Origin of the sequence: Klebsiella sp. HMSC16A12 (genome assembly GCF_001808265.1) — a bacterium.
Lineage (GTDB): Bacteria > Pseudomonadota > Gammaproteobacteria > Enterobacterales > Enterobacteriaceae > Klebsiella > Klebsiella pneumoniae.
Genome location: NZ_KV792596.1, coordinates 1 through 1,915 on the forward strand (window position 1 = coordinate 1; position 1,915 = coordinate 1,915).

A 1,915-nucleotide genomic window follows, 5' to 3' on the forward strand; every position below is an offset into this window, starting at 1 on the left:
ATGTCGCGGTAGGGATACCCGTTACCGGATACCCCCCGCACAGATCCCGGCGTGCGCGATTTACGCACCGGGCTCCTGCCTCGGGTGTCTGGCGGTGAACCGCTCCACAGGCCATGGATGAAGAACCCGAACCCTTGGTAGCCATGCGGCTGCCAGTTTGTTTGCTTTCGTCCAGGTCGTATCATCCTTCTGGCTCCTGCGCCTGAGCGCCCGGCGCCAGAGGTTTGTTACGTGTGTCCTGAACTTCTGCATGGTGGGGAAGTTGCCCGGTACCGAGTGATAGTTCAGGTATCCCTGAACCACTCTCCTGAGCCATTTTCCCTGTTCGGGGATTGAGTAATGCCAGCGCCTTCGCAGACCGTCTTTGATGGCTTTCAGAGTTGCCGTCATCCGATCCCGGCGGGTCTTTCGTATCAGCATGAACCTGCCGTTGCGATCTTTCCCGCTGATGTGCGTGAACCCGAGGAAGTTGAACGTTTCTGGTTTGCCTTTTCCCCTGATGGCACGGTTTTCGGCAGCGAAGCGGCCGAACTCCATCAGACGGGTTTTCTCCGGGTGAACCGTGAGTCCGAACTCCCTCAGTCTGCGCTGCATGGCTATACGGAAGCGCCGGGCATCGTATCGTTTGTCGAACCCGATGACGATGTCATCGGCGTATCTGACCATTACCACATTGCCTGTGGCATAGCGACGTCGCCACTGATGCGCCCACAGATCGAAGACGTAGTGGAGGTATATGTTTGCCAGCAGCGGTGAGATGACCGCACCCTGTGGGGTGCCTTCCTCCGTTGCTCGCCATTGACCCTCCTCCGACGTCCCGGCTGTGAGCCACTTACGTATGAGCCTGATTACCCTCCGGTCGCCGATCCGATGCTCTGTGAACCTGATCAGCCATTCGTGGCTCACCCTGTCGAAGAACTGACTGATGTCGGCATCCAGTACCCAGTTTACGTTAGTGCGTACCAGCCCTGTGGCCAGTGCGTCCAGTGCATCGTGCTGGCTTCGCCCGGGTCTGAACCCGTATGAGAACCCCATAAAGTCGTTTTCATAGACTGCGTTCAGGATTTTCACCAGCGCATACTGGACGATCTTGTCCTCCAGCGAGGCGATGCCGAGCGGGCGTTGTTTTCCATCCGCTTTTGGGATGTAGTGACGCCTGCCGGGCTGCGCCCTGTAGCTGCCCTGATGTAGCCTCCGGTGCAGATCTGTTATGTTGTTCTTCATGTTTCCGGCGTAGTCCATCCACCTGATGCCATCCACTCCGGCGGCCGCTTTCCTGCTCAGGGAGAGGAATGCGGCTTCCAGTGCTTCGACTGTCAGCAGGTGGAACAATGCTGTAAACCGTTCTTTCTTCCGCTGCTTCGCAGCTTCCCGCACGCGTGACAGCCTCTGTGACATGCTTTCCCGGCTCTGTGTCCGGCGCATGTGTGGCTGTTCCGCGTTCCCCTTGGCCCCGCTCCTTCGCTCCACTGACTCCGCTCCTTTCGGGTTGTTCGCCTGCTTCGCCGCTACTATGAGCGAGTCCGACTTCTCCTCTCCGTACATCACCGGCTATGACTCCTCGTCTTCCCGGTGCGGGCCATCTCCGACACTGGCAGATGGTCAGAGGGGAGATCTCCCGGTTCCCGCGTAGAGATCGTATTGACATGCCAGGGTCTCAGACCCCGCCGGGTCCATGTGGCACTCGCAGTATCGCACCCTATGATGTTGCCTTCCGTTAACAGTACAACGTCGGCACCCGGTAATTTAATATACATTTCGTGGCTCAATGGCTGGCCTGTCAACACCCCTGTCAACGCTTCGCCCCCTACCTCGCGGTATGCAACGCATGACTCGGGGACCTTGTGGATTGCTGGTCCTTCAATGGTCGGGGACTTTCACCCCTTGATCTCTACCGGTCTCCCGGCGCACACTG

General features: G+C 58.3%; 1 protein-coding gene. It reads right to left on the bottom strand.

The features are described from left to right. Nucleotides 1-60: 60 nt before the first annotated feature. Complete coding sequence (ltrA, locus tag HMPREF3140_RS10790; protein ID WP_004178082.1) at nt 61-1,548, bottom strand: group II intron reverse transcriptase/maturase; 1,488 nt, start codon at nt 1,546-1,548, stop codon at nt 61-63. Between the last annotated feature and the right edge of the window lie 367 nt (nt 1,549-1,915).